The organism is Acidimicrobiales bacterium, from assembly GCA_041394265.1.
Taxonomy (GTDB): Bacteria; Actinomycetota; Acidimicrobiia; order Acidimicrobiales; family SZUA-35; genus JBBQUN01.
This window is the reverse complement of sequence record JAWKIO010000005.1, coordinates 3,296,707-3,317,984: the sequence shown is the minus strand read 5'-3', so window position 1 is coordinate 3,317,984 and position 21,278 is coordinate 3,296,707. Positions and strand designations below refer to the sequence as shown.

Below are 21,278 nucleotides of genomic sequence, written 5' to 3'. Positions count from 1 at the left end.
CTCATAGACTGCGATGGTGTTGGGGGTACTGGGCGATCTGATCGAAGACATCGTGGTCACGCTCGGCGGCCCGATCCAGCTGGCGTCCGACACCGAGTCGCGCATCGTGCGGCGCCGGGGTGGCAGCGCCGCCAACGTTGCGGCAGCGGCGGCATCACTCGGTCACCGGGCACGGTTCCTCGGCCAGGTCGGCGACGATGCCATCGGCACGGCGCTGGTCGCCGAGCTCGCCGTCGCCGGGGTCGACACCGATGCGGTGCGACGCGGCGGGAGCACCGGCACGATCATCGTGCTCGTCGACGAGCAAGGCGAGCGTTCGATGCTCACCGACCGTCGATCCTGCCGCGACCTCGATAAGCCCGACCCGGCATGGCTCGACGGCATCACCACACTGCATGTCCCGCTGTATGGACTCGACGGTGGCGCACTCGCAGCGACCGCTCGCACGCTGACCTCGTGGGCCCGTGAGCAGACGATTGCCGTTTCGATCGACGCCTCATCGACGGCCTTGGTCGACGCGCTGGGCGGCAGGACAGCGACTCGTGGACTGATCACCGAACTCGCACCCGACGTGTTGTTCGCCAACGACGACGAAGCGACTGCCCTCGGCATCGACAATGCCGAGCTGGCGCCGCTCACCGTCGTCAAACGTGGAGCAGCAGCCGCGCTCGTCTACCGACCAGGCGTCGCCACCGTCGAGGTACCGACGGCCCCACTACCGGCCTTGACCGATTCCACGGGTGCGGGTGACGCCTTCGCTGCCGGCTTCCTCACCGCCGACTGGCGCATGGATCCCATCGGAGCGACCGACGCCGGGCATCGTGCCGCCGCAGCGCTACTGACGGAACGCTGATGATCAGTCGGCTTCAGCCGCTCGGCGAAGGAGCTCGTCGATCAGTCCCGAGTCGTGATCGCCGAGTACCGGCACGGCAGCTCGGGGATCGGGACAGTCCGACACGTTGAACGGAGGGCGGAAGACCTCGGCCGTGCCGGTCGGCGTGGTCACGGTCATGAACCGATCCCGGGCCCGCAGTTGCTCGTGCTCCCACAGCTGCAGCGGATCGTTGACCGAACCGTTGGCGATCCGGGCCGATGTCAGCCGGGCCATGATCTCGTCGGCCGGCACCGCCGTGAAGGCGGCGGCGATCTCGACCTCGAGCGCCTCCACATTGGCGATCCGAGCTTCGTTGTCGGCGAACCTGGGGTCGTCGGCCAGTTCTGGTCGCCGCAGCACTTCGTCGGCGAACAGCTGCCACTCCCGTGCGTTCTGCACGGCGATCAGGACCTGCCGCCCCTCCCGCAGCGGATAGACGCCGTAGGGAGCGATCAGTGCATGCCGGTGGCCGGCTCGGGTCGGCACCACACCAGTGGAAGCAGCGGCATAGACAGGCGGGGCGGTCCACTCGGCGAGAGCCTCCAGCATCGAGATCTCGACCACGGCCCCCTCACCCGTACGATCCCGGCGACGCAATGCGGCCAGGATGGACGTGAGCGCGTACATTCCCGCTGCGATGTCGGCCACCGAGAAGCCGACCTTCGAGACCTGGTCGGCACCTCCCGTCAACGCCATGGCCCCGGCCTCGGCCTGGATCGCCAGATCGTACGCCTTGTCGTCGGTGCGAGGTCCGTCGAGCCCGTACCCGGAGATGTCGCAGGCGATCAGGCCGGGGTGCCGTTCCACCATCTGTGCAGCGGCGACGCCAGCTCGAGACGCCGCCGCAGGACTGAGGTTCTGGATGAACACATCGGCACCGGCGACGAGCCGCTCGAAGCGGTCTCGGTCGGCCTCGTCCTTGAGGTCGAGTTCGATGGAGTCCTTGCCACGGTTGCCCCAGACGAAGAACGCCGAACTCCCGCCCACGGTCGTGTCGTACGCTCGAGCAAAGTCCCCCTCACCCGGTCGCTCGATCTTCAAGATCCGCGCGCCGAGGTCGGCGAGCTGCCTCGTGGCAAATGGCGCGGAGACGGCCTGTTCGAGCGTGACGACGATGACGTCGGCCAGCGGCGCCGTCATGCGTCGGCGACGATGCTGATGGCCCCGCTGGGGCAGCGCTCGATCACCACCGCCGCCCGCTCGGCCGACAGCGTCGCACCGTCGACCACCGTCGAGATGGCGTCGTCATTGATGAAGAACACGTCGGGCTCGAGCATCTCGCATTGCCCGATGCCGACACAGACCGTGTCGTCGACACGGACTCGGACGGCGTCGGTTGCCATGGTTTCGCCGGGTTCGGTCATGGTGTCACCTCGATGGTGTCGAAGTCGACCGACAGCACGCCATGCACGAAGTTCGAGGCGACGCGTCGAGCCGGTCCCGATGGTCGGAGTTCGATGTTGGAAGCCAACAACTCCTCGAGCAGCACCTTGATCTCCATGCGGGCGAGGAAGGCGCCGAGGCAGAAGTGTGATCCGCCACCGCCGAACGCGAAATGCGGGTTCGGATCGCGGGACAGATCGAAGACGAACGGATCGTCGAAGACGTCGGGGTCGCGGTTGGCCGAGGCGTACCACATCACCACCTTGTCGCCGGCAGCGATCGAGGTGCCGGCGAGTTCGGTGTCTTCGGCCGCGGTGCGCCGCATGTGGAGCACCGGCGTGGCCCAACGGAGGATCTCCTCGACGGCGAGGTCGATCTTGTCGGGGTTCGCGCGGAGCCACCGGAGCTGGTCCGGGAAGTCGGCCAGGGCCATCGCCCCGTGTGTGATTGCGGTGCGGGTGGTCTCGTTGCCGGCGAACACCAGCACGTGGAACAGGTTCCGGTACTCGCTGTGGCTGAGCGTGTCGCCGTCGTCTTCGGCCAGCACCAGGAGGGTGACGATGTCGTCCTTGGGCTCGAGGCGACGTCGGTTGCCGAGCTGTTCGCCGTATTCGAACAGGGCGTGGCTGGCCGGGCTGCTGAACGGCAGGAGGCGCAGCTCGGTCGTGTTGCCGAAGGCATCGGGCGGCAATGACGGCTGGTCGCCGGTGCCCTCGACCAGATAGTTCGACAGCTCGACGAGGTAGTCGGCGTCATCGACCGGAACACCCAGGATCGTGAGGATCACCCGGATCGGGAGCGGGGCCGCGACCGCCGCCACCCAGTCACCACCACCATCGGCCACATACGCGTCGAGCAGCTCGCGAGCGATGGCTCGCGTGGTGTCCTCCCACACCCGGATGTTGCGAGGCGTGAACGCCTTCGACACCAGCCGACGTAGTCGTGTGTGGTCGGGGGCGTCGGTGTCGATGATGGACCGTCGCGCCTCGAGCGCATCGGCTTCGAGGTCCCACAGGTTCGTGTGTCCGATGCCGGACGAGAACACTGCCGAGTTCGCCGAGACCGCCTTGATGTCGGCGTGGCGCGTCACTGCCCAGAACCCCGAGTCGGCATAGGGATGCCATACCAGCCCGGGCGTGGCGCGCAGCGCAGCCATCGCCTCGAAGGGGATGCCCTCGGTGTACTGCTGCGGCGAGGTGAGATCGGGGACGTCGGTGCCGAGTGTGTCGGTCATGTCAGCTGTGCTCCAGGTAGCGAGCCCGTTCCCAGTCGTTGATGTCGTCGCCATCGCCACCGTGTTCGCTGCCGAGTGCGATCTCGTGGGTGACGATCGAGGCAAAGCTCCGGGCGAATGTGTCGCCGAGCTGGCCGGCGAGCGCGCTGCCCTGGAACGCAGCGAGCGAGGCCGAGAGGTCGGTGGGGAGCGGCGTGCAGTCGCCGGGATCGGTGTACATGTCGCCGCTACTGGCGGGACCGAGTTCGAGCTTGCGTTCGATGCCGTCGCAGCCTGCGGCCAAGAGCCCGGCGATCATGAGGTAGGGATTGGCGTCGGCGCCGGCCGATCGGTACTCGACCCGGTTGGCGGCCGAGCCCGGCTCGACGATGCAGCGCGCCATGACCGTCCGGTTGTCGAGCCCCCAATGGATGTGGGTCGGACAGAACGTGTAGGGCCGCACCCGGCGTGGCCCGTTGACGGTGGAGGCACCGAGCACGGCCAGCGCGGACGCGTGTTCGAGCTGGCCGGCCAACCATTGCGACATGAGTTCGTTCGGCAGGTGCTGGCTGTCGGCGAACGCGTTTCCGCCGTTCGCCTTGAGGCTGGTGTGGATGTGCATGCCCGAGCCGGACTGGTCGGCCCAAGGTTTCGGCATGAACGTGGCCCGCAGGCCGTGGGCGTAGGCCACCTGCTTCACAATGCTCTTGAACAGCACGGTGGAGTCGGCCATGGTCATGGCGTCAGCCGGCCCGGTGTTGATCTCGACCTGACCCGGCCCGTACTCCAGGTTCGACGACTCGACCTCGATGCCGGCACCCGCCACCGCGTTGCGCATGTCGTGCAAGACGTCTTCGAGGTCGAGGCGCTGCGTGAGCGAGCTGTACTGGATGTCGGACATCGCCGGCTCCCAGTCGGGAGTGCACAGATAGAACTCGAGTTCGGTGGCGACGAACGGATCGATCCCGAGGGCATCACACCGTTCGATCTGTGTGGCGAGCACGCCACGCGGGGCCAGCGGGTGGCGAGCACCGGTGTGGTCGACAGCCTCGGAGAACACGATCGCATAGCCGGGCCGGTGGGTGAAGACCCGCGTGGTGACGAGGTCGGGCATCAGCTTGCAGTCGAGATAGCCCGAGTCCATGTTGACGAATTCGTTCTCGGGGAGATCGTTCTCGATGTCGAACACGAACATCGCATCGGCGATGTTCACTCCCGACGATGCGACCGTGGCGAGGAACCGGGCGATCGGCACTCGCTTGCCTCGGAGATGCCCCTGGGTATCGGGCGCTGCGACCTCGACGGTGTGGATGGCACCGGACGCTGCCAGCGACGCCAGGTGCTCGAGCGACATCTCTTCCATGTTGTCTCCTGTCGATCAGTTCGAGGTGGTGGCCGCCGACCCAAGGTAGGCCGATTGCACGATCGGGTTCGCCTGGATCTCATCCGGCGTGCCGACGGCGATCACGCGACCCTGGTCGAGGGCGTAGATCCGGTCGCTGATGCCGGTGATGAAGTTGAGATCGTGATCGATGACGAGGACGCCGGCGCCGATGGTGGCCGCCATGTGGCGGACCTGCTCGATCATCTCGTTGGACTCCGAGTCGCTCATGCCGCTGGTCGGCTCGTCGAGCAGGAGGAACTTGGGGCTCATCGCCGCAGCTCGCGCCAGTTCGAGGCGACGAGAGTTGCCGTAGTCGAGCTCGCTCGCCCGTCGGTCACGGTGTTCCCACAGCCCGGCCTCGGCGATCAGGGCATCGATGGGTGGGCGGACTCGGTCGCTGCGATGCACCTCGGCGACTCGAGCGGCGACCTCGACGTTCTCCCGCACGGTGAGTGACGAGAACAGGCGCAGGTTCTGGAACGTACGGACGATGCCGGAGCGAGCGAGCACGTGCGGCTTGGCACCGGTGAGGTCGGCGCCGTCGAGCACGACGTGACCATCGGTCGGCGGCACCATCCCGGTGATGACGTTGACCAGCGTGGTCTTGCCGGCACCGTTCGGACCGATGAGGCCGACGATCTCCCCGCTGTCGGCTTCGAGGCTCGCCGACGACAGCGCCTGGAAACCGCCGAACGACACCGACACATCGGTGGCGGTCAGCACGCCGGGCTCGGTGCGATCGGTTTCGGGGAGTGGGTCGGGGCGGTCCTCGTTCCCATGGCCGAAGCGCCGATACAGCCATTGGTCGAGCTCCCAGTCGTCGAGCAGACCCTCGGGGCGCAGGATCATGAACCCCAGCATGGCGAGGCCCAGGAAGATGTCGCTGAGACCTTCGCGGAAGATCACGTCGGCGATGGATCCGTCGAGGCCGATCCCGAAGAAGGTCTGGCCATCGGTGCCGAGGCGGCGAGTGAGCTCGCGTCCGGCGGTGATGACGACGACACCGAGCAGCGCCCCCGACAGACCCTTGCGGCCCCCGACGATCAGCATCACCAGGGTGAGGAGCGTGTATTCGAAGAAGAAGAACTTCGGCGTGATGTTGCCGATCGAGTAGACCCGCAGGCAGGCGGCGACGGCGACGATCGCCACTGACAGCAGCAACGCCACCATCTGCTGCACCTGGGGGTCGACACCCATGGCTCGGGCTGCCAGGTCGTCTTCCCGCGACGCCTTGGCCAGCCGGCCCGAGCGACTCTGGGCGAAGAGCCGAGCGACGATCAACGACAGCAGGAGCGCGAGGTAGATCGGCCAGCGGCTCTCGAGGGTCCGCCCGACGCTGAAGGAAAGGCCGGCCCGGTCGCCGCCGGTCAGGTCGGTCCAGTTGATGGCGAGCTCGTGGGTGACGAACAGCAGGGCCAGCGTGATCACGGTGGCCGACACCGCCCCGGACTGCGCTCCGGAGCGGGCGAGACCGAACCCGATGATCACGGCGACCACCACGGTGACGGCAACGGCGACCGCGCCCGCCATCGTGGGGCTGAGTTGGACCTCGTCGAGGCCCCACGGGGCGTTGCGGATCACGGTGCCCTTGCGTTGCGGGGCGATGGCCAACACGGCGAACGCATAGCCGGCGATGGCGCCGAATCCGATGTGGCCGAAGGACAACACACCCGTGTTGCCGATGTAGACCTGCAGCCCGATCACCATGACGGCATCGATCAACATGGCGGAGACCAGGTGCTCGGCCGACCCGCCGACGAGGGCGGTGTAGAGCAGGCCACCGCCGACCAGGATGGCGAACTGGGCGAACGCCCCGCCGAGCGGGAAGGTGATGTCGCGACCGGTGAGTCGGAACACGTCAGACCCTCTCGGCGTGGCTGACGGTGATCAACCCCTGCGGTCGGAAGATGAAGAGCAGGGCGATCAGGGCGAAGACCACACCGTCGGTGAGGCTGGCCACGCTGCCGGGCAGGTTCGAGCGAAGGAGCACCTCGGCCAGCCCGAGGACGAAGCCACCGATCACGGCACCCTTCAGCGACCCCAGACCACCGATGAGTGCGGCAAGGACGCCCTTCAACATCGGGGTGGTGCCGGCACCCGGGCTGGTGGCGCCCGCCCGCATCAGCCAGAACACGCCGGCGATCCCGGCGAGCAGACCGCTCAGAACGAATGCCCCACGGATCACCCGGTTCGACTTCACACCCATCAGACGGGCGGTGTCGAAGTCCTCGGCCGCCGCCCGTAGCGAGAGTCCGAACATCGTCCGCTGGAGGAAGGCGGCGGTGAGTCCGAGCACCACCAGCGTGACGACGATCACCAGCATGTCGAAGACTTCGATCGACACCGACCCGACGCTGAACGTGTCGGCGATCCAGCCCGTGCGGTCGAAGCTCTTGACCGAGGCCGAGACGTACATGAGGAAGATGGCCTCGACGACGAAGTGCACGCCGAACGAGGTGAGCAACATGGTGAAGTCGGGCGCGCCTCGAACCCAGCGGAACGCCACTTGCTCGATGATCACCGAGACCACGATGGCGGTCAGCACCACGGCCGGCGCGATCAGGTACCACGACACGCCACGGGTGAAGAGGAAGTACGTCACGTATCCGCTCACCGTGATCAGTTCGCCGTGGGCGAAGTTGACGAGGTGCATGACGCCGAAGATGACGGCGATGCCGAGCGCCAGGAGCGCATAGATGCTGCCCCGCCCCAGGCCGTCGACGAGATTCTGGATCAACTGGTTCAACGCAGTCCCTGTTCCCTCAGTTGCCGACGAACGTGTCGAACAGATCGTCACGGGCCAACAACTCGGCGCCGGTGCCCTGGGCGACGAGTGCCCCGCTGCGCAGCACGTAGGCCCGGTCGGACACCCCCAGCATGCGAGAAGCGTTCTGCTCGACGACGAGCAGCGTGCGGCCCTGATCCCGAAGCTTGACGATCAGGTCGAACACGACATCGATCAGGATCGGCGCCAGACCGAGCGACGGCTCGTCCATCATGAGCAGCCGTGGCTTCGACATCAGCGCTCGAGCGATGGCGAGCTGCTGGGCCTCGCCACCCGAGAGGTAGCCGGCCGAGGTGTGCCACTTGTCGGCAAGGACCGGGAACAGCTCGACCATCTCCTCCATGAGCGAGGAGCGCTCCGCCGCCGAGACGGTGACACCGCCGATCTTGAGGTTCTCGACGACGGTGAGATCGGTGAAGATGCGGCGGTGCTCGGGGACCAGCGCGATCCCGCTGCGCAGCATCTGATCGGGAGACGAGCCGGTGACGTCGCGCCCCTCGAAGCGAACGCTTCCCGCCGACGGCTTGAGCAGCCCGGCAATGGAGCCGAGCAAGGTGGTCTTGCCTGCGCCGTTGGGGCCGATGAGGCCGACGACCTCACCGGACCCGACGGTCAGGCTGACATCACGAAGGGCCGAGATCGAGCCGTACTTGGTGGTGACATTCTCGATCTCGAGCACGTATCAACCCCAGGAAGCGGCGAGGGTGTCCTCGGTGCCGACGACCTTGTGGATCGAGACCGGCTTGACCGGGATGCCGTTGGTGCCGGCGTAGCTCATCTCGCCGGTGAAGCCATCGAAGCTGCCGATCTGCGCAACCGCCGCCCCGATCTGCTCGGGATCGGTGCAACCGCAGTCGGCCATGCCCTGCAGACCGAGCAGGAGCGAATCGGCGTAGAGACCGGCGAACGAGCCGGACTCGATCGGGGTGCCCTTCGCCGCTTCGTAGGCCGTGAGCAGTCGATCGATGCGTCCGCCCGGCTCGACGAAGGCGTGGGTGGTGTGAACGATGCCGTCGATGTTCTGCTCGGCCAGACCACCGGTGGCCTCGAAGGCGTCGGTGCTCATGTAGGTGAGGGCATCGAGACCCTGGCCCTCGAGCTGGCCGCGCAGCGCCGTCAGCTGGAAGCCGAGCATCGCCGAGTAGACGACCTCGGTGCCGTCGGCCACCTCGGCCACGGCGTTGACCTGCGCCGAGAAATCGACGTCGTCGACCGGCACGTAGGTCTGGTCGATGACGACCTCACCACCACCGGCGGTGAAGACCTCGGTGAAGATCTCGGGGTTGTACCCGAAGTACGGACCGGGGCTCGAGAAGGTGATGGCCCGCTTGAAGCCCTGTTCGAGCGCGTATTCAGCGGCAGCCGTCGCCTGACCGGTGTCGTCGAAGGTGACGAGGAACGAGTTCGCAGCGACGTCAGGGAGGCTGGGCTCGGTGGAAGCCGCGAAGAAGACCGGGATCTTGCCCCCGGTGACCTGCAGCACCGGCTGGCCGAAGTCGGCGAACGGCGGGCCGATCATGAAGTGGGAGCCGAAGTCGACCAGGTCCTGCGTGGCCCGAGCGGTGACCTCGGGATCGCCCTGGATGTCTTGCACCGAGGTCTCGATCGGCGATCCGTTGTAGCCGCCCGAGCAGTTGATCAGCTCGACCAGGAAGTTCACGGCTTCGCTGCCGGGGATGTCGGCGAAGCCCGACACGTCACCGAAGTCGAGGGCCATACCGACCTTGATCGGCTCCCCGGTGGGCGCCTCGGCGCAGTTGTCGAGGTCGGCGTCGAGGACGGCGTCGATGTCGATCGCCGGCGTTCCCGCCGTGCCAACGGTGTCGGCGCCGTCGCTGGAGGACGAGCCGCCGTCGCCGGCGCTCGTGCCGCCGTCGCTTGCCGCATCGCTTCCGCTGCCGCCGCACGCTGCGGCGACGAGCGCCAGGCCCATCAGCAGGGCCATGAGTTTCTTCGAGGTCATTTCTTGGTTCTCTCCCTTATTGGCGGGTGGGTCACGCCGGACCCGATGCTCGACACTCGAGCCGAAGCTGCGGCATCGATGCGAGCCGGGACACGATGCCCGGCCCACGAATTGAAACACACTAGGACAATCGCAAAAGTCTCATGGCCTCTGTCTGAGCGAATCCTGACCGGTCGCCGATCCGGCTCACCCGGCACCCATGACGGACTCGTTCGCGACCACCGAAACGGGCAGTCGCTTGATACCGGTGACGAAGTTCGACCGCAGGTAGGCCTGGGGGCCCGTCTGTTCGATGGACTCGATGCGCTTGAGGAATTCCTGCAACGTGACCCGTAGCTCCATGCGAGCCAGCCAGGCACCGAGACAAAGGTGCGGACCGCCCCGGCCGAACGCCATGTGGTCGTTGGGGTCGCGACGCAGGTCGAGTTCGTACGGGTTGTCGAACTGCTCCTCGTCGTAGTCGCCGGAGATGAAGTAGGTGACGACCTTGTCGCCGGCCCGAATCTTGCGGCCCCGCATCTCGACGTCGCGTGTGGCGGTGCGCCGGAAGTGCATGGTGACGGTGGTCCACCGCAACAGTTCGTCGATGGCGAGGTTCCACTCGTCGGTGGAGGCCCCCTGGAGCCGACGGATCAGCTCGGGCCGATCGAGCAACGCCTTCATGCTGCCCGCCATCGAGTAGCGGGTCGTGTCGTTGCCGGCCGCCACCAGCAAGGTGAAGAAGTTGTTGAACTCGTGCTCGGTCAGCTGCGAGCCGTCGGTGGTGGTCGCCAGGAGCTGAGTGATGAGGTCCTCGGTGGGATCCGAACGACGCAGCGCCGAGATCTGTCGGGCGTAGTCGAACAAGGCGTAGCCCGACGGCGAACGGAAGGGCATCATCCGGTACTCGTCGGTGTCGGCCTGGTCGACGACGAAGTCGGTGAAGTCGGGGTCGGTGTTGCCGAGCAGCGAGTCGCCCAGCTCGACCAGCATCGGGCCGTCTTCGTCGGGCGTTCCCATCAGGCGACCGAGCATCCGCATCGGCAACTGCTTGGCGACGTCTTCGACGAAGTCGAACGAGCCCTTCGCCACGGCCTCGTCGCAGACCTCGGCTGCCAGCTCGCGGATCTGGTCCTCGTAGGACTCGACCGTGCGCCGGGTGAAGCCTCGACTGACGAGCCGCCGCAGTCGGGTGTGCGACGGTGGGTCGTGCTCCATGATCGTGCGACGGGCCTCGGTCTCCTCGGGGGTCATCTCTTCGAGTCGGATGCCCTGGGTGGAGGTGAAGGTTTCGACATCGCGGCTGACGTCGATGATGTCGCGGTACTTGGTGATCGCCCAGAAACCGGAGCCGTCCGTCTCGTCGATCCAACTGACCGGATCCTCGGCCCGGAGCCGCTTGAACTCCTCGTGGGGAACGCCGTCGAGGTAGGTGTCGTGAGCGGTCAGATCGATCGACGTGGATTCCCCGGGCATGAGCGCCGATAGTAGTTTGGACCCAAACGGTTGTCGACCGTGATCGTGTCAGGGGTCACACGACCGGCGGGGACCTAGCGCCGATTCCCAGACCGCCGAGACCGAGCGCGCTCCACCAGCCACGCCCAGACGGGCTCGTCGCCGTCGAGCATCTCCGGGTGCCACTGCACGGCGATCACGTCGCGACCGTCGAGCTCGATGGCCTCGATCGTGCCGTCGCCGGCCCGCCCCGCCAGCGTGAGCCCGTCGCCCAGCTGATCGATGGTCTGGTGGTGCAGGGAATTGGTGTCGAACGACGCGCCATACATCGCACCGATGCGGGTATCCGCCTCGAAGCTCACCGAGTGACTCCGGTCGTTGGTCGGCACGTCGTAGCGGGCGTGTTCGGGGACGCTCTGGTGGAGCGTTCCTCCGGCGAAGACGTTGAGGAGCTGGAGCCCCCGACAGATGCCGAGTACCGGCACGTCGAGTTCGACGGCCCCTTCGAGCAGGGCGAACTCGAAGGCGTCACGCTGTGGTTCGGTGTCGCTGGCGGTGTTCTCGTGGCCGTAGCGATCCGGGTCGACATCCGCACCACCGGTGAGCACGATCCCATCGAGTGAGCCGAGGTAGGAACGAGGGTCGGCATCGATCGGCAGGTGCACCGGCAACCCGCCGGCTCGCAGGACGGCCCGGGCGTAGTCAGCGAAGTAGAGGTCGACGTCGAGGTGTCCGAGGTTGTCGGGGAAGCCAGCCATCGTCGCCACCTTGCGGCGACGACCGGGCAAGCCGATGAGCGGCATGGAGTCGAGTGCGGTGTCAGACATGGCGGTCGTCCTTCGACGAGGTGATCGGGCGTTGGGGGTCGAGGTCGCTCGTGTCGAGATCGGTCAGCCCCACGAACTCGGTGAGGAACCAGTCGACGAGCCGGAAGGTCTTGGCCTTCGCCGACGGCCAATGGGCTGCGGTGTCGGCCAGAAGCTCCTCGACCGATCGGCCCTCGTTGGTCATCAGCTCGTGACCGCCACCGTGGAGCCAGCGTTCGACGTGGTCGAGGTCGACCTCCGGATGGAACTGCACGCCGAGGTTCGACCGGAGGCGGAAGGCCTGCACACAGGTGGCATCGCGGGCGAGGATCTCGGCGTCGGCCGGAGGATCACTGCGGTCGTAGTGCCATTCCATCCACGGCCCCTCGGCGATCACGTCGGGGACGCTCGACTCGATCGAACACCAGCCGACCTGCGGCGTGTCGGCAGGAATCGTCCGCCCGCCGTGGGCGGAGGCCAATGCCTGGAAACCGAAGCAGATCCCGAAGACGGGCACCCCGGCCGCGTCGGCGGCTCGCAGGAACTCGAGCTCACGACCGATCCACGTACCGATCGTGGCCTCGTCGTACACCGACCAGATCGCACCCATGGGGACGATCAGATCGAAGTCGGTCGGGTCGGGGAACGGCACGTCGCTCGAGGGGTCGTCGAAGGTGGCAATCTCGAGATCGACGAGCTCGATGCCGTGCTGCACCAGGCGTTCACCGACGAGCGTCGTCTGGGAGCCGGGGTCGTGGACGATGATCAGCGCTCGCATCGCAGCGAGCGTAGGGCCCAACCCTGGTCTCGTGGCAACGTTTGACCCCAAACGATCCTGCTCGGAAGTGCTACCTTGCGATGTCGGGCAGCGGGTTGTTCGATGCAGGGAGCGCCATGATCAAGACGAGCCGACAGCTGGAACTGGTGGCCAAGATGGCCGAGCTCGGGCCGGTGTTCGAGCGACGGGCAAGCGACTACGACCGGGATGCGTCGTTCCCCTACGAGAACTTCGACGACCTCGCCGCTGCCGGCTTCCTCAAGCTCTGCATCCCCGAACGTTTCGGCGGACTCGGCGCCGACTTCGCCACCTACGCCCTGGTGTCGGAAGAACTCGGCCGTCACTGTGGCTCGACCGCCCTCACGTTCAACATGCACACCGCCACCTGCCTCCTCACCGGACCCATTGCCGACGCACTCGAGCTCAGCCCCGACGACCGGGCCTGGCTCGACGACAAGCGCAGCGTCATGTTCGCCGACATCTGCGAGAACGGGACCATCCACGCTCAGCCGTTCTCCGAGGGCCTCAGCGCCGGTGCCACCACCGGCATCGCCACCACCGCCACCCCGGTCGAGGGTGGCTACCGCGTCAACGGTCGCAAGATCTTCGCCTCGCTGTCGGAAGCCGCAGGCATGCACAACGCGATCGTGGTGGTGCCCGGCGACGACCGGGTTCGCTTCATGGGCATTCCCGGTGATGCCGAGGGTCTGTCGATCGTCGGCGACTGGGATCCGCTCGGCATGCGCGGCACGGTGTCCAAGACGCTGATCTTCGACGACGTCTTCGTGCCGGCTGCCAACGAGTGGCTCCCTCCGGGCATGTTCGATCAGATGGCCGAGCAGTTCCCCTACTTCTACATGACCCTGTCGTTCGCCTACCTCGGCATCATGCAGGCAACGATCGACTTCACCCGTGACTATCTGCGGGGCGACGGCACCAGCTCTGCCCGGGCCGAGCACCCGCAGAAGCAGGCACTCTGGGCACAGATGAACCTGCGGCATCAGCAGGCGCAGGCGCTCACGTACCGTGTCCTCGAAGAAGCCGGCGCCTGTCCGACACGCGAGCAGATCCACCGAGCCTGGGCGGCCATGGTCACGACGATGGAGGGCGCACCGGAGATCGCCTCGATGGCGATGCGGGCGTGCGGCGGACGCTCCCTGCTCCGCCCTCTCCCCCTCGAGCGGCTGTTCCGCGACGCCCGCTGCGGAGCCACCATGCTCCCGTGGAGCGTGGAAGTCTGCCTCGACCGCCTCGGCCAGTACGCACTCGTCGGCGATCCCGACGCCGCCGACACCAAGGCCGGTCACGCTGCGGTGCACTCGTGAGCACACCACTCACCCAATGGCAGTGGATCGAGCGCTTCGGGCAACAGTTCGAGGCCTGCGGCCTTCGGTCCGACGAGACCACGATCTTGTTGAGTGAGACCCGTTCACGACCGGAGTTGGTCGAGACGGCACGCCTCGCACTCGAGCGGGCGGGCACGTCGACGATGCAGATCGTCATGCCGACACCGGCCAATCCTGGACCCGTTCCGATCCGAAGCACCGGCGCATCGGTGGCCATTGCCGGTCACCGCAGCGCGATCGCCGCCATGGCCGATGCCGACTTCGTGGTCGACTGCACCGTCGAGGGCCTGCTCCATGCGCCCGAACTCGGCCAGATCCTGAGCGGCGGCACCCGCATCCTCATGATCTCCAACGAACACCCGGAGAACTACGAACGCCTCCCACTCGACCCGGCGCTCGCCCCGAAGGTGGCAACCGGCAAGGCCATTCTCGAGGCCGCCACCACGATGCACGTCACCTCGGCCGCCGGTACCGACCTGACCGTTGCTCTCGACGGCGCGTTCCGCGCCGGATCGAGCGGCTACACCACCGAACCCGGCGACATCGCCCACTGGCCCGGCGGGCTCGTGTTGGCCTTTCCCGCTGCCGGCTCGGTCAACGGCACCGTTGTCCTGGCTCCTGGCGACATCAACCTGACCTTCCGTGAGTACGTCCGCTCCCCCATTCGGCTCTCGATCGTCGACGACTACATCGACGACATCAGCCCGGTCGACCCCGACGCGCCCTTCGATGCCGAGCTGTTCGCCAGCTACCTCGGGTCCTTCGGCGAGCGCGACGCCTATGCCACGAGCCATGTCGGCTGGGGAATGAACCCCGCCGCCCGTTGGGACACCCTCTCGATGTTCGATCGCTCACAGATCAACGGCACCGAAGCTCGCGCGTTCGCCGGCAACTTCCTCTACAGCACCGGTGCCAACGAGGTGGCAGGCCGCTTCTGCCGAGGACACTTCGATCTGCCCATGCGATCATGCACCGTGGTGCTCGACGGACCCGAGGGACGCCACACCGTGGTCGACACCGGCCGACTCCAGCCACCGCTCGTCTGACGTCGTTTGCTCGTCGTCCGGGCCGACACCCACCAACCAGCATCAAGGGGACCCACCATGACCAACTTCGCTCGCTATCGGGTGCTCTGGCCCGACCACCTCGGCCTCGCCCGCGGCAAGTACCTCCCGGCTCGTGTCGCCGATCGTGGGACCGCCTTCTGCGTGGGCACCTTCCTGCTGGGCTACGACCGTGAGATCTACGAGGTCGAGTGCGGGATGGATCCGACCGGCTTCCCTGATGTCGACGCCCGCTACGACATCGGCGACGCTCGCGCCGGATGGGAGCCGGGAACCGGCGTCCTCGTCACCGACCTCACCAAGGACGGGGCGCTCTATCCCGTCGCCGCCCGCACCGCTCTGCGCAAGGCCATCGCCGACTGGAAGGCCCTCGGCTACACCGCGAAGGTCGGCATCGAGCTCGAGGCCTACATCATGGAGCCCGACGGCAACGGCGGCTGGCAGCCCTTCAACACGCCGTCGGCGTTCGTCTACGGCACCGGCCCCTTCACGGATCCGACCGGACTGATCGACGAGTTGATGCTCGCCGCCGAAGCCAGCAACCTCCCGGTCGAGACGTTCAACTCCGAGTTCGACTTCCCCCAGTTCGAGCTCACACTCGAATACGGCAACGCGCTCGAAGCCATCGACAACATCTTCCTGTTCAAGGAGTTGGCCCGGGAAACGGCGCTGGCCCACGGCCTGCTGCTCACGTTCATCGACAAACCGATCACCGACAAGAGCGGCTCGGGCGTCCACATCAACTTCTCGATGACCGACGACGACGGCAACAACGCCTTCGTCGACACCTCGACCCACGACGGCCTGTCGAACCTCGCCCGCCAGTGCATCGCCGGACTGCTCGCCCATCACGAGGGGATGTCGGCACTCCTCGCCCCGACCGTGAACTCACACAAGCGTCTCCGACCGGGCGGGCTTGCCGGCTATTGGGCCAACTGGGGCTACGACCATCGTGTGGCGGCGGTTCGCATTCCTCCTCACCGGGGATCGGCCACCCGGATCGAGCAGCGCACCGGCGGCGGCACCGCCAATCCCTACATCGCAACGGCCGCCGTACTCCAGGCCGCGTTGCTCGGCGTCACCAACGATCTGCCGTGTCCCGAACCCGAGACCGGCGACGGCTTCGAGTCGATCAACACCGAGCGCCACGTTCCCGATTCGATGTCGGCAGGCCTCGACGCGCTCGAGGCCGACACCGAGCTGAGCACCGCCATCGGTCAAGCGTTGGTCGACAATTTCGTCGGTATCAAGCGGCACGAGTGGGACAGCTATGTCGCGGCAACGCCCGATTGGGAGACCAAGCTCGACGACGTGACGCCGTGGGAGCTCGACACCTACCTGCCGTTCCACTGATCCCGCCGACGAGCGTCGGCACTACCGTCGAGCGACTGGAGGAAGTCGCGCACGGCAGCGGCGAACGCCTTCGGAGCTTCGCTAGGCGTGAGGTGGCCGACGCCCGGGAGCACCATCAACCGGGTGTCCGGAATCGAGTCGGCCAGGAACTCGCTGTACGCACGCGGCGTCTCGGTGTCGAGTTCTCCCACGATCACGAGGGTCGGCGCCACGATGTCGGCCAGGCGGTCGCGAGTGTCGTGCGTCGGCAGGCACTCGACGGCGGCGCGCAGTCCGGCACTCGGGATGCGGCCGAACGCCTCGATGGCCCGCTCCCGCTCGCTGCCGTCGAAGCCTGCGGCCGTGATGGCGTCGATGACCGCTTCGGCCATCATCGCCGGCGTCACGCCGCGATCGAGGGGGTCGAGACGAAGCCGCTTCCACTCCTCGACATCGGTGCCGTCGGCACCGAAGACGGCGCTGGTGTCCGCCAGGATGAGCGCCTCGACCCGATCGGGGTGCCCGAGCGCAAGGTGCTGTGCCTGCTGGCCCCCGAATGACAGCCCGACGACGACGACTCGATCGATCGTGAGGAGGTCGAGCAGCCGAGCAGCGGCATCGGCGATCGCAGCGAACGAGAGCGGCTCGATCGGCTCGGACCGACCGTAGCCGGGAAGGTCCCACGCCACGCAGAACCAGCGATCGCTCAACTCGCTCAGCACGGTGTCCCAGGCAGTACGGCTTCCTCCGAGACCGTGGAGGAACAGCACCGCCGGGTTGGCCGGGTCACCGGTCTGGCGCCAGGCCAGGCCCTTGGACTCATCATCGACGAACGTCATGCGTTGATGATGACTCATCACCGGTGGAGATCGGTTTCCTACACTCGAAGTTTCCTGGCGGAATCGACGAGTTGGCGGGTATGGGACAAGGCCTTGCATATGGCGCGTTCGCAGTGTTGGCAGCCGCCGGCACCATCGCCGCGCTCGCCGCCGGCGGCCCCACGGTGGTCTCGGCCATCGAGCCGGGCCCTGCGCCGTCGGCTCCCTCGACCGCCCCACCACCAGCGACGACGGCCACGACCTCCAGCCTGGTCCGCCCGCCGACCTCGGTCCCGCTCGCCGAAACCACGAGGTCGTCGACGCCGGAGCCGACAACGACCTCCGGCCCACCCGACGGTTGGCGGCTCGTGTGGTCGGATGAGTTCGAGGTGTTCGACGCCTCGAAGTGGAGCGTCGAACACTCGACCTATGGCCACGGCAACGGCGAGCTCCAGTGCTACCAAGCGTCGAACGTCGTGGTGAACGACGGCCTGCTTCGCCTGATCGCCACTGACACGCCCACCGTCTGTCCTCGCAACGAGGCGCGGAACTACACCTCGGGCATGGTCCGTTCATCCGGCCTCGCCGACTGGACCTACGGACGGTTCGAGGTTCGAGCCCGATTCCCTTCCGGCAGCGGCCTCTGGCCTGCGGCGTGGCTCAGCCCGACCGACAGTGTGTACGGCGCCTGGCCCCGCAGCGGGGAACTCGACATCGTCGAAGCGCTCGGCCACGCCGACGACCGGGTGGTCGGATCCTTGCACTGGATGGGACCGAAAGGCCACGAACTCGCCAACCGCGAATACTTCCTGCCCCACGGCACCGGCTTCAACGACGACTTCCACACGTTCGCCGTGGTGTGGGAGCCCGATCGGATCGTCTGGTTCGTCGACGACGTCGAGTATCACCGGGTCGACGCGTGGCCGTCGACGGTCGGTCCCGCGCCGGCACCGTTCGACCAGCCGTTCTATCTCAAGCTCAATCTGGCGGTCGGGGGCGGTGCCGCCGGTCTCCCCGACGACTCGACCAGCTTCCCCGCGACCTACGAGATCGACTGGATCCGGGTCTACCAGCGGTAATTGCTCAGCGGCTCAGCCGCGTGGCGGCCGTTCGCTGGAGGAACACGCCCGCCGCCAGCAGCCACAGGCCGGAGAAGGCGAAGATACCGATGGTGGACCCGGTGACCGGCAGGGTCGGGCCGGCCGGCGGTGGGGCCGTGGTGGACGGCGCCTGGGTCGCCACCGGACCCGCGGGATCCGGGGCCGTGGTGGTGGTCGGGTCGATGATCTCGCCGCCGCCCTCGGGATCGAGTTCCCCGGTGGTCGGCGGGGCGGTGGTCGTGGGCGGAGCCGTCGTGGTGGTGGTCGGCGGCTCGACGGTGCAGTCGACCGTGATGACGAACCCGCCACTCGTGACGCCGTCAGGGCCGAGCTCCATGAAGACCGAGATCTCCGGGGCGATCTCTTCGAACTCCTCGGACTGGACGAAAAGGTCGGCCTCGCCCTCGACGTCGGGGATCACGAAGGTCTGATCGCCGGAGACGATGATCAGGTTGTTGTCGGGGTGAACCGACTCCTGGTTGATCGATTCAGCCTTGATCAAGCAGGTCTGGCCGATGGCGTCGGCCGGCACGGCGGCCGAACCAACCGGGATGAGGTCGCCCTCTTCGCCGTAGGCCACGTTGTCGACGTTGACCGTGATCAGCGGCTCGGCACCGGCGGGGCCGACAAGCATCGCGGAGAGGCCGACACCTCCGATGGCCACGACGGCCGCTCGACGGATCAGGAAGCTTCGCTTCACCAGGGAGTCCACACGCGCCTCTTTCTGCCCACAACGGTTGCACGATTGTGCACCGGCGACGTCGAACATCCCAACACGGCCGGCAAATCGTCCGTGAACAGGTGGTTTCGGGTCGAACGAGCCTTCACTCGGCGCTCGCGTTGCGCGGTCCGCGCTGGTGGCGACCCGCTACGGTCTGGCGCCATGGTCGACCCGTCACTGCCATCGGACCGAGCCGCGATCGAGTTCGATGTCGTGGTGCTCGGGAGCCTGAACGTCGACCTCGTCGCTCGCACTCCGCGGCTCCCTCGACCGGGTGAAACCGTGATCGGTTCGAGCTTCACCCAGGTCGCCGGGGGCAAGGGGCTCAACCAGGCAGTCGCCGCGTCACGGGCCGGCGCATCGGTGGCGCTGGTCGGCGCGGTGGGCGACGACGATGCGGGCGTGTTCCTCCGTCAGGTCGTGAGGGCCGAGGGCATCGACGATCGTTGGCTCGAGACCGTGCCGGGCGTGCCGACCGGCCGGGCACTCATCACGGTCGACGACGACGCCGAGAACGTGATCGTGGTCGTCCCCGGCGCCAACGCCTGGGAGGACGACGCGCTCGGTGACGACTCGCCGCTTCCCTACGGTCGGGTCACGCTTGCCCAACTGGAGGTTCCGCAGTCCGCAGTCGCCCGAGGCTTCGCTTCGGCGAGAGCGATCGGCAGCATCACGGTGCTGAACCCGGCACCCGCAGCGCAACTGATGCCGGCGCTCGTCGCCCGCTGTGACCTCGTCGTGCCCAACGAGCACGAACTCGAGCTCCTGGGCGGAGCCGAAGAGGTGGAACGGCTCGGCATCGAGCGGCTCATCGTCACCGAGGGAAGCAACGGGGTCACGTGGTTCACGCACGGCACGACGCACCACCACGACGCGTTCGTCGTGACCCCGGTCGACACCACGGGCGCGGGCGACGCGTTCTGCGGCAACCTGTGCGCTGAAGTCGCCGCCGGGCTCCCGCTCGACGAGGCCATCCGCTACGCCACCGCTGCCGGGGCCCTCGCCACCACCACAGCGGGAGCGGTGCCGTCGCTCCCCCATCGGCACGACGTCGACGAGTACCTCAGGCGCGCGTGACTGCGAGAGCGGAGGCCGCACCCGACCGTGGCGTCCGGTCCACGAACTTGGCGGCGAGCGGGCCGGCGATCGCCGAGAGCAGCACATAGCCGGCCACGAGGGCACCGAGCTCCGGTCCGTCGGCGAGTCCGGCGCCGAGCGCAGCAATGACGATCGAGAACTCACCTCGAGCGATGAGCGTTGCCCCGGCACGGAGCTTGCCCTTGCGTCCCGCGCCGATCCGCCCGGCCGCAACCCAGCCGGTGAGCATCTTGGTGGCGCCGGTCACGATCACGAGCCCGATGGCCGGCAGTGCCGCGCCGACCAGATCGGCCGGGTCGACCTGGAAGGAGAAGAACAGGAAGAAGATGGCGGCGAACAGATCACGAAGCGGCGAGATCAAGCCCATGGCGCGCTCCTCGGCCTTGCCCGACAGCGCGAGCCCGACCAGGAACGCCCCGATCGCGCCGGATACCTCCAGCTGCTGGGCGACGCCGGCAATGAGCAGCGTGACGCCGAACACCGCAAGCAGCAACGATTCGTCGCTTCCGCCGATCAGCGCATCGCTCAACCACTTCCCGTATCGCAGGGCAGCGAGCAGGAACACCGTCACCACGAGCAGGGCGACCGCCACGCTCGTGAGCGTCGCCAGCAGCGTGCCGCCAACGATCAGCGCCGCCACCACCGGCAGGTACACCGCCATTGCCAGGTCCTCGATCACCAATACGTTCAGGACGGCGGGTGTCTCCCGATAGCCGATCCGCCCCAGGTCGACGAGCACCTTCGAGACCACACCCGACGAGCTGACCCAGGTGGCACCGCCGAGCAACGCCGCCGCGAGCGGTGACCAGCCGAGCAGCAGTCCGAGGGCGACACCGGGGAGCGCGTTGGCCAACATGTCGACGATCCCGGTGCCGATTCCCGTTCGCAAACCCTCGCGAAGCTCGACATCGGAGTACTCCAACCCCAGGGTGAAGAGCAGCAAGAGCACACCGATCTCGGCGACGAGCGAAATGAACGATTCGCTCACGTCGAGTTGGACGAGTCCACCTTCACCGAGCGCCAGACCGGCGAGGAGGTACAGCGGTACGGCGGTGATCCCGAGCCGTTCGGCCAGGCGAGCCAAGACGGCCAGACCGAGTGCCGTGGCGCCGATCTCGACGAACGCAAGGGCGGCCTCGGCGCTCCCGGCGGCAACGATCACGGAACCAGCTCCCAGTG

The 21,278-nt window shown here is 67.2% G+C and carries 20 protein-coding genes; 6 read left to right on the top strand and 14 right to left on the bottom strand.

Features of this window, described 5'->3' with window-relative positions:
- Positions 1–16 precede the first annotated feature (16 nt).
- Complete coding sequence (locus R2733_16235) at positions 17–853, top strand: PfkB family carbohydrate kinase (GenBank protein MEZ5378058.1); 837 nt, start codon at positions 17–19, stop codon at positions 851–853.
- Between the two features lie 3 nt (positions 854–856).
- Here the strand turns inward: R2733_16235 and R2733_16230 are convergent, their stop codons facing one another.
- The 11 genes from R2733_16230 to R2733_16180 all read right to left on the bottom strand — a co-directional run bounded on the left by R2733_16230 (position 857) and on the right by R2733_16180 (position 12,620).
- A complete protein-coding gene (locus tag R2733_16230) occupies positions 857–2,014 on the bottom strand; it encodes a CaiB/BaiF CoA-transferase family protein (GenBank protein ID MEZ5378057.1) in 1,158 nt (385 codons plus the stop codon).
- On the bottom strand, positions 2,011–2,238 hold the full coding sequence (locus R2733_16225; GenBank protein ID MEZ5378056.1) for a ferredoxin: 228 nt from the start codon (positions 2,236–2,238) through the stop codon (positions 2,011–2,013). The genes R2733_16230 and R2733_16225 overlap by 4 nt, the downstream gene beginning before the upstream one ends.
- Complete coding sequence (locus R2733_16220) at positions 2,235–3,491, bottom strand: cytochrome P450 (protein ID MEZ5378055.1); 1,257 nt, start codon at positions 3,489–3,491, stop codon at positions 2,235–2,237. The genes R2733_16225 and R2733_16220 overlap by 4 nt, the downstream gene beginning before the upstream one ends.
- Before the next feature lies 1 nt (position 3,492).
- A complete protein-coding gene (locus tag R2733_16215) occupies positions 3,493–4,833 on the bottom strand; it encodes a glutamine synthetase family protein (protein ID MEZ5378054.1) in 1,341 nt (446 codons plus the stop codon).
- Between the two features lie 15 nt (positions 4,834–4,848).
- Entirely contained in the window at positions 4,849–6,711 is a 1,863-nt protein-coding gene (locus tag R2733_16210) for a branched-chain amino acid ABC transporter ATP-binding protein/permease (protein ID MEZ5378053.1), read from the bottom strand.
- 1 nt (position 6,712) lies between these two features.
- On the bottom strand, positions 6,713–7,600 hold the full coding sequence (locus tag R2733_16205) for a branched-chain amino acid ABC transporter permease (protein MEZ5378052.1): 888 nt from the start codon (positions 7,598–7,600) through the stop codon (positions 6,713–6,715).
- 16 nt (positions 7,601–7,616) lie between these two features.
- Entirely contained in the window at positions 7,617–8,318 is a 702-nt protein-coding gene (locus tag R2733_16200) for an ABC transporter ATP-binding protein (protein MEZ5378051.1), read from the bottom strand.
- A gap of 3 nt (positions 8,319–8,321) precedes the next feature.
- Positions 8,322–9,602 (bottom strand): ABC transporter substrate-binding protein, encoded by a 1,281-nt coding sequence (locus R2733_16195; GenBank protein ID MEZ5378050.1) that lies wholly within the window; start codon positions 9,600–9,602, stop codon positions 8,322–8,324.
- 186 nt (positions 9,603–9,788) lie between these two features.
- A complete protein-coding gene (locus tag R2733_16190) occupies positions 9,789–11,057 on the bottom strand; it encodes a cytochrome P450 (protein ID MEZ5378049.1) in 1,269 nt (422 codons plus the stop codon).
- Between the two features lie 74 nt (positions 11,058–11,131).
- The gene (locus R2733_16185) at positions 11,132–11,863 is read right to left on the bottom strand and encodes a gamma-glutamyl-gamma-aminobutyrate hydrolase family protein (protein MEZ5378048.1); all 732 of its coding nucleotides are present in this window, start codon (positions 11,861–11,863) and stop codon (positions 11,132–11,134) included.
- A complete protein-coding gene (locus tag R2733_16180) occupies positions 11,856–12,620 on the bottom strand; it encodes a gamma-glutamyl-gamma-aminobutyrate hydrolase family protein (protein ID MEZ5378047.1) in 765 nt (254 codons plus the stop codon). The genes R2733_16185 and R2733_16180 overlap by 8 nt, the downstream gene beginning before the upstream one ends.
- A gap of 116 nt (positions 12,621–12,736) precedes the next feature.
- Here R2733_16180 and R2733_16175 point away from each other — a divergent pair, with 116 nt between their 5' ends.
- Genes R2733_16175 through R2733_16165 form a run of 3 tightly spaced genes read left to right on the top strand, consistent with a single transcriptional unit; the run spans position 12,737 to position 16,383 of the window.
- Positions 12,737–13,945 (top strand): acyl-CoA dehydrogenase family protein, encoded by a 1,209-nt coding sequence (locus R2733_16175; protein ID MEZ5378046.1) that lies wholly within the window; start codon positions 12,737–12,739, stop codon positions 13,943–13,945.
- A complete protein-coding gene (locus tag R2733_16170) occupies positions 13,942–15,012 on the top strand; it encodes a hypothetical protein (protein MEZ5378045.1) in 1,071 nt (356 codons plus the stop codon). The genes R2733_16175 and R2733_16170 overlap by 4 nt, the downstream gene beginning before the upstream one ends.
- Before the next feature lie 57 nt (positions 15,013–15,069).
- Positions 15,070–16,383, top strand: a complete 1,314-nt coding sequence (locus R2733_16165; GenBank protein ID MEZ5378044.1) for a glutamine synthetase family protein — start codon at positions 15,070–15,072, stop codon at positions 16,381–16,383.
- On the opposite strand, the gene R2733_16160 is transcribed toward R2733_16165, so the two are convergent.
- Positions 16,365–17,201, bottom strand: a complete 837-nt coding sequence (locus tag R2733_16160; GenBank protein MEZ5378043.1) for an alpha/beta hydrolase — start codon at positions 17,199–17,201, stop codon at positions 16,365–16,367. The genes R2733_16165 and R2733_16160 overlap by 19 nt on opposite strands.
- Before the next feature lie 80 nt (positions 17,202–17,281).
- Here R2733_16160 and R2733_16155 point away from each other — a divergent pair, with 80 nt between their 5' ends.
- On the top strand, positions 17,282–18,259 hold the full coding sequence (locus R2733_16155) for a glycoside hydrolase family 16 protein (GenBank protein MEZ5378042.1): 978 nt from the start codon (positions 17,282–17,284) through the stop codon (positions 18,257–18,259).
- 4 nt (positions 18,260–18,263) lie between these two features.
- Here the strand turns inward: R2733_16155 and R2733_16150 are convergent, their stop codons facing one another.
- A complete protein-coding gene (locus R2733_16150; GenBank protein ID MEZ5378041.1) occupies positions 18,264–18,980 on the bottom strand; it encodes a hypothetical protein in 717 nt (238 codons plus the stop codon).
- A gap of 183 nt (positions 18,981–19,163) precedes the next feature.
- Between R2733_16150 and R2733_16145 the strand changes: the two genes are divergently transcribed.
- Complete coding sequence (locus tag R2733_16145) at positions 19,164–20,078, top strand: ribokinase (protein MEZ5378040.1); 915 nt, start codon at positions 19,164–19,166, stop codon at positions 20,076–20,078.
- Here the strand turns inward: R2733_16145 and R2733_16140 are convergent.
- Positions 20,065–21,261, bottom strand: coding sequence for a cation:proton antiporter (locus R2733_16140; protein ID MEZ5378039.1), 1,197 nt, complete (start codon positions 21,259–21,261; stop codon positions 20,065–20,067). The two genes, R2733_16145 and R2733_16140, sit on opposite strands and share 14 nt — an antisense overlap.
- Positions 21,262–21,278 lie beyond the last annotated feature (17 nt).

Bases quoted from the DNA above. Each gene is read 5' to 3' on its own strand.
- R2733_16230 (MEZ5378057.1), bottom strand. From the start codon at position 2,014: ATGACGGCGCCGCTGGCCGACGTCATCGTCGTCACGCTCGAACAGGCC.
- R2733_16225 (MEZ5378056.1), bottom strand. From the start codon at position 2,238: ATGACCGAACCCGGCGAAACCATGGCAACCGACGCCGTCCGAGTCCGT.
- R2733_16220 (MEZ5378055.1), bottom strand. From the start codon at position 3,491: ATGACCGACACACTCGGCACCGACGTCCCCGATCTCACCTCGCCGCAG.
- R2733_16215 (MEZ5378054.1), bottom strand. From the start codon at position 4,833: ATGGAAGAGATGTCGCTCGAGCACCTGGCGTCGCTGGCAGCGTCCGGT.
- R2733_16195 (MEZ5378050.1), bottom strand. From the start codon at position 9,602: ATGACCTCGAAGAAACTCATGGCCCTGCTGATGGGCCTGGCGCTCGTC.
- R2733_16190 (MEZ5378049.1), bottom strand. From the start codon at position 11,057: ATGCCCGGGGAATCCACGTCGATCGATCTGACCGCTCACGACACCTAC.
- R2733_16185 (MEZ5378048.1), bottom strand. From the start codon at position 11,863: ATGTCTGACACCGCACTCGACTCCATGCCGCTCATCGGCTTGCCCGGT.
- R2733_16180 (MEZ5378047.1), bottom strand. From the start codon at position 12,620: ATGCGAGCGCTGATCATCGTCCACGACCCCGGCTCCCAGACGACGCTC.
- R2733_16175 (MEZ5378046.1), top strand. From the start codon at position 12,737: ATGATCAAGACGAGCCGACAGCTGGAACTGGTGGCCAAGATGGCCGAG.
- R2733_16165 (MEZ5378044.1), top strand. From the start codon at position 15,070: ATGACCAACTTCGCTCGCTATCGGGTGCTCTGGCCCGACCACCTCGGC.
- R2733_16160 (MEZ5378043.1), bottom strand. From the start codon at position 17,201: ATGACGTTCGTCGATGATGAGTCCAAGGGCCTGGCCTGGCGCCAGACC.
- R2733_16155 (MEZ5378042.1), top strand. From the start codon at position 17,282: ATGGGACAAGGCCTTGCATATGGCGCGTTCGCAGTGTTGGCAGCCGCC.
- R2733_16145 (MEZ5378040.1), top strand. From the start codon at position 19,164: ATGGTCGACCCGTCACTGCCATCGGACCGAGCCGCGATCGAGTTCGAT.